At 65.1% G+C, this 6,236-nt stretch carries 3 protein-coding genes; all 3 read left to right on the top strand.

The window, feature by feature from the left end:
• Positions 1–296: 296 nt before the first annotated feature.
• A complete protein-coding gene (fbp, locus tag VMX79_01005; GenBank protein HUV85672.1) occupies positions 297–1,397 on the top strand; it encodes a fructose-1,6-bisphosphate aldolase/phosphatase in 1,101 nt (366 codons plus the stop codon).
• Positions 1,398–1,717: 320 nt separating this feature from the next.
• A complete protein-coding gene (locus VMX79_01000) occupies positions 1,718–3,820 on the top strand; it encodes a DUF2723 domain-containing protein (GenBank protein HUV85671.1) in 2,103 nt (700 codons plus the stop codon).
• A 138-nt stretch (positions 3,821–3,958) separates the two neighbouring features.
• Positions 3,959–6,236, top strand: a 2,278-nt coding sequence (locus tag VMX79_00995) for a hypothetical protein (protein ID HUV85670.1), incomplete at its 3' end; no start/stop codon positions are given.

Below are 6,236 nucleotides of genomic sequence, written 5' to 3'. Positions count from 1 at the left end.
GGACGTCAAGCCCTACGTGCCGGCGTTCGACCGCGAGCGCGGAAGCGTACGCTGGGGGTGGCTCGCCGGCAAAATCCCCTCTCCTACGTAAAGAATAAAGATAGGTCGGTAAGACACGGTCGCCTTCGCTCCTGAAGGTCGAAGAAAAGTAATCTCCGCGTAACCGGACGGTTATCAGGCCGTTAGGGCGGCGACCCGAAAAGTTTTATTTGTATAATTCTTTTAAAAATGATATAATGTACGACTTTAGGCCGAAGCCATAATATTCGTTAATAATATAAGGAGGCGCTTAAGAAATGGCTGGAAAGATAACCCTGAGCGTCATAAAGGCCGACATCGGCGGCTTAGTGGGCCACTCGGCGAGCCATCCGGACATCATCGCCAAAGCCCGTGAGGAGCTCGAAAAGGCCCGGAAAAGCGGCCTGCTCGTCGACTTCGACATCTTCACCTGCGGCGACGACCTCGAGCTCATTATGACGCACACCCAGGGCCCCGACGCCGAGAAGATCCACAAGCTGGCCTGGGATACCTTCGTCGCCGGCACCGAGGTGGCGAAAAAGCTCCACCTCTACGGCGCGGGCCAGGACCTGTTGGCCGACGCCTTCTCCGGCAACGTCAAGGGGATGGGCCCGGGCGTGGCCGAGATGGAGTTCGAGGAACGCAAGAGCGAGCCGGTGCTCGTCTTCGCGGCCGACAAGTGCGCGCCCGGCGCGTGGAACCTGCCGCTCTACAAGATGTTCGCCGACCCGTTCAACACCGCGGGCCTGGTCATCGACCCCAACATGCACGACGGTTTCAAATTCGACGTCTACGACATCCACCGCAGCAAGCACATCGTCTTCTCCTGCCCGGAGGAGCTCTACGACATGCTGGTATTCGTCGGCGCACCGGACCACTTCCTCATCCGCGCCGTCTACCGTAAGGACAACGGCGACATTGCGGCGGCGTCGTCGACGCAGAAGCTCGCGCTCATCGCGGGGCGCTACGTCGGCAAGGACGACCCGGTGTGCGTCGTGCGCTGCCAGTCAGGGCTCCCGGCGGTGGGCGAGGCGCTGGAGCCGTTCGCGTTCCCGCACACCGTCTCGGGCTGGATGCGCGGCTCGCACATGGGGCCGCTGATGCCGGTCTCGCTCGCGCAGGCGCACCCCACCCGCTTCGACGGGCCGCCGCGCGTCGTCTGCGTCGGCTACCAGCTCGCGGACGGGGGCCTGGCCAGCCACCGCGACATGTTCGACGACCCGAGCTACGACGAGGCCCGGCGGACCGCCAACCGCATCGGCGAATACCTGCGCCGCCACGGCCCGTTCGAGCCGCACCGGCTGCCCTTCGCCGAGATGGAGTACACGACGATGCCGGCGGTCCAGAAGAAGCTCGAAAGCCGCTGGGAAGATATCTAAGCCTACGCGCTATTTCGGAAATAAGAACCCCCGCCGCGAGGCGGGGTTTTTTAGTCGGTTAATTCGGTTACCGCTTTGGCCGCCGCTGCGCGTCGGCCGCCGCGGCCTCCGGGCACCTCCTCGCTCGACTCGCTTCGCTCGCGCGCAGCGGGGTCGCCCTCCGGAAAATACGGTGGCGTCGGATGTTACCATCCGACGCGGCGCGGTCGGACAGGGGGCTTAAGCCCCCTGTCTAAACCCTAAGTGTAAGAACCCCCGCCGCGAGGCGGGGGTTTTCCTTTTACGTTGACCGAGGCGCCGCGAGGCATTATCATAGAGGTATGCACCTCCGCGCTCGAGTAAGTGCGAACGGCCAGGCCGCCGTATGGCACAACGTCGGCCTGGCCGCGGCGTTCGTCGTCCCCTTTGCCGTATACCTGTTTACCCTCGCGCCGTCGCTGAACTTCGAGGACCCGGTGGAGTTCGCGCTGGGTTGCGCCGTCCTGGGCGTGGACCACCCCGCGGGCTATCCCCTCCAAACGCTCGCCGGCCACCTCTTCACGTACTTACCGTTGGGCGAGGTCGCGTGGCGCATCAACCTCGCCTCGGCCACCTTCGGCGCGTTGGCCTCGGCCTTCATCTTCCTGCTGACGTGGGAGCTCCTCGCGCCAACCATAAAGGACCGCCGGTTGCTAGCCGCGGCCTCGTGGGCGGCGGGCGGCCTCTTCGCCTTCTCCTCGACGTTCTGGCCGCAGGCGATAATAACGGAGGTCTACGCGTTGAACGCGGCGGCGCTCGCGGCGACGCTCTGGTGCGGCGCGCGCTGCAACGCCTCCCGCGACGCCCGGTGGTTCTACGCCACGGCCTTCGCCGCCGCGCTGGCGGCCGCCAATCACCCCCTATCGTTCGTCGCGACGGCGCCGCTGCTCGCGTATTTGTGGTTCAAACTACGGCGGGAGACGGGGGGCTACCCGTTGGCCATAGCGGCCGGGGCGTTCCTGCTCCTCGGCGGTTCCATATACCTGTACCTGGCGCTGCGGGCCTCGCGCGAGCCGCCGCTAAACTGGGGCGTCCCGATGGACCTGCCGCGCTTCGTCGACCACGTCCGGCGGCGCGAGTTCGGCACCATATATTGGCCCCGATATCGCTACCTCGGGCAACACACGTGGGAGCTCGGCAAGCTGTTGCTTTTGCAGTTCGGCCCGGGCGTGGGGGCGCTGGCGGTCGTGGGCCTGGCGTGGCTCCTCAAGTTGCGGACGCGGTACGCCGGCATGCTGGCGGTTTTGGCGGCGGTCGTCGGGCCGGCGACGATGTTGCCGCTGGTGGGCCTTTTGACGCCCATCCAGGTTTTCGAGATAGAGGTATGGTACCTCTCGTTCTTTCTGATATGCGCGCCCTTCGCGGCCGGCGCGGCGGCGCTACTAATAGGTAAAATAGGACCCCACCGGCTCGCGGCCTCGGCGGCGACGGCCGCCCTCGTCCTGCTCCCGGCCTATCCTTTGTTGGTCCACGTCTCGAAGGCCGACCTGCGCGGTTTCTACTTCCCCGCCGAGCACGGCCGCAACCGCCTCCGGACCTTCGCCTACCGCGGCGTCATCGCCTTTCCCTTCTACGGCCGCCAGGGGCTTTTCGGGCAATCGTACCTCCGCTTCGTCGACGGCCGGCGCACCGACGTGGTCGTCGTCGACCCCCGCAACGTCATACGAAGCGAGGTGACGGCCACCGGGCGCGCGCCTCGCTTCATCGTAGACCCCGACGCCGCCGAAGATTGGTGGCTCGTATTCAAGCGCGAGCTCCTGGCGGCGACGGTAGGCCGGCCGTTCTACTACAACGTTTCCGAAGGAAACGCCCGCGCGTGGGGCGCCGAGCTCGTGCCGTACGGCTTAATTTACCGGGCCCGGCGGGTCCGTTTGAACGAAACGTCGCCCGGGCCGCCGTGGAAACGATACGAGTACCGGGGCTTTCGCCTCGTCGCCGAAAGCTTCGGCGAAAAACGAGGGCCCTACTGCCCCACGACGTATCGGATTTGGGCCGGGTATTTCATCGCGGCAGCGGAGTACTGCTTCGCGAAGGGCCGGAACGACGTGGCGCTCCGCAACCTCGCCGCCGCCGAGCGCGTTAACGCCAAAGACGCCAACATCGCCCTGTTTATAGCATCTATTTACAACGCCCACGGGTACCCCGAGAAAGCCTTGCCCCTATACCTCGAGTTCCTGCCCGCTCTGGAGCGATACCGCCACGACGCGCTAATGTTCCGGCGCGAATATTCGGACCTGCTGAACGAAATCGCGACGACGTATCTGAAGCTGGGCGACGCCGACAGCGCGCGGCGTTTTTTCGAGTTATCGCTGGCGGTAACGCCGGAACAACCGGGCCTCGCCGGTTACCTATACGGGGAGGGTTTGGCCCCGGGAACTCCCCGGGCCGGCGGCGCCGAACGTTAACGGCGGTATGCGCCGTCAGCCGGGAAGGCGGGCGGCCGCGGTTACGGGGCGGGCCCTTGACGTCGACTTAATCATACGGTATCCTCGAGCGGTGGGCACCGGGACGGCGACTCGAGGAAGTACCGGGGGAGGGCTCCCGTGCGTAAAAAGAATCGTATTTCCTTAGCGTTGAGCTTAATATGCGCCGCGGCCGCTTTCGCCGGCGACTCGGGCGGCGGCCGCTTGCAAACCATCCGGCTCGAGCTCGGCGCGTCGGGGAAGTACCGCCCCTGCGCCTGGGGCGATACTCGCTACGGCGGTTATCCCAAATATTACTACGATACGCCCACCGGCAACTTCCGCGTCTGGTACGTGTTGGAGGGGCCGAACGCCCTCCAGGACCAGCGAGACCGCGACCGGAACGGCTTCCCGGACGTCGTGGAGTGGGTCGGCACCCATTTCGAGTGGTCGCACTACAAAACTAAAGCCGATAATTGGTTTTACCACCCCGACCCGCGGGAAGGGGCGTACCTACCCATCCGCGACTACTACCCGACGTTGGGCTGGCCCGGCGAGGGACAAGACTACGGCGGCGACGACCGCTGGGACGTTTACTGCGGCGAGCTCACCGGCGGCTCGGAAGGGATAACGTACGCCTTCGGGCCGTTCCCCGCTTCGGCCCGGAGTTGTTACTCCGCCTATTTTAACTTCAGCAACGCGTACGACGAATACTACTCCCCCCGCATCGCGGCAAAACTTTGGGGTTCGGCGATAACGTACATGTTCGACGCCGCCGAAACCAGCGATACACCCACGCCCAGGTGGCTGGCGGCCGCTACCCAGTCCTGGTTGATGGACCGCATCTACGAACCGAAGGCGCCCGACCCGCCGGGTAAAACTTTCTTCGAACGTCTATTTAGCAACTCCCTGGCGTCGCTTACGGAACACGGCACGCCGTTCGTATATTTCCTAGAGGATTGGAGCAGCCGCTACTGGGTTTCTCCCGGGTGGCTGCCGCGGCCCGCCGGCGACGGCCCGCTTCTCCGCTACGTTTGGCGCGCTACCGCCAAAGGCGACGGCTGGTATACCGCCGAACCGACCCTCGACCGCTCCACCGAAGAGGCCGTAACGTACGTCATCGACAGCCACGACCGCTCGGGCGCCTTCGCGGAAGGCCGGGCGTTCAAAGACGCTTTCGAACTGTTCACGGCGTGGAACTGGTTCACCGGCGAACGGGACGACGGCCGCCACTATAAATACGGCGCTAAATATCCCACCCTCCAACCCCAAAAGGTGTGGACCGATTACCCCGTCGTAAACTTCGAGCCGGGCCCCGGCGCGCTTATGAACTACCTCGGCGCCGGATACTACCGCTTCGATTCGCCGCCGCCCTGGCGCGCCGCGGTATTCAAAGTGGAGGCCGCGGCCTCGAACAAACCGGCGTCGGAAGACTGGGGCGGATGGGTCGCGGTTACGAAAAACGGCTCGACGTGGACCGACCTCGACGGCGCCGCGGGCGCCGCGTCGGCCTTATTCAGCCCCGGCGCCAAGTGCATCGTTCAGATACGGGACCCTTCCCAATACGGGTCCATAGCGGCCGTCGTCAATTGCGCCGCGTACGCCGGGACCGAATTGAGTTTTAAGTACAGCTTCCTCGCCGCCAACGACTCGAGGCCGCCGGGCGCCGCGGTAGCCGTGGCCCGGCCGCAAGTTAACCCCGACGCGCTCGAGATACTCTTGGGGGCCGACGAGAAGCTCTTCGGCGCCGAGGCCGACGTCGTCTTCGCGACACGGGGGGAGCCGACGACCTCCCGGAAAATGGTCGAGCTGGCGGTCGCCAAACCCGGGTACTCGTACGTCGGCACCTACGGCATTAACGGCGGCAAGGCCGGCGAAGGTTCCGTAAATTGGCGCGTCGCCGACGAAGCCGGCAACGTCGTGTCGGGCCAAAAGTACTTCGCCGCCGGGTTTCTGACGGCGCGCGGCGGCACGGTGAGCGGCGAAGGCGCCTCGCTCAACCTCCCTCTCGGCGGCGTAATTAAACGGACGTTGTTTACGATCGTACGCGGCGAACGTGAAAATACGCACGCCTTAGCCGCGGACGGGGCGAAGGCGGACGGTGAGAAAGCCGCCGTCGTGACGCTCGGGCCGGCGTACGAATACGGTCCCGGGTGGGCGCGGCTGGCGAAGCCGCTCGAGGTGACGCTGTCGTACGAGGGCCTGGAAGTCGCGCGCGAGGACTATCTCTCCGTCTACCGTTGGACCGGCTCGAGCTGGGAAGACCTGGGCGGTACCATCGACAAGCGGAACCGCCGCGTGGTGGCGGTGGCGGACGGCCTCGGCAAGTTCATCCTGGGATACGGCGAGAAGAAGAACACGACGCCGCCCTCGGGCAAGCCGATGTCTTTCGGCCTGTTCCAGAATTACCCGAACCCGG

Source organism: bacterium (assembly GCA_035529855.1).
Classification (GTDB): Bacteria; RBG-13-66-14; B26-G2; order WVWN01; family WVWN01; genus WVWN01.
The sequence above is the reverse complement of the archived record's forward strand: the minus strand, read 5'-3'. Positions and strand labels throughout refer to the sequence as shown.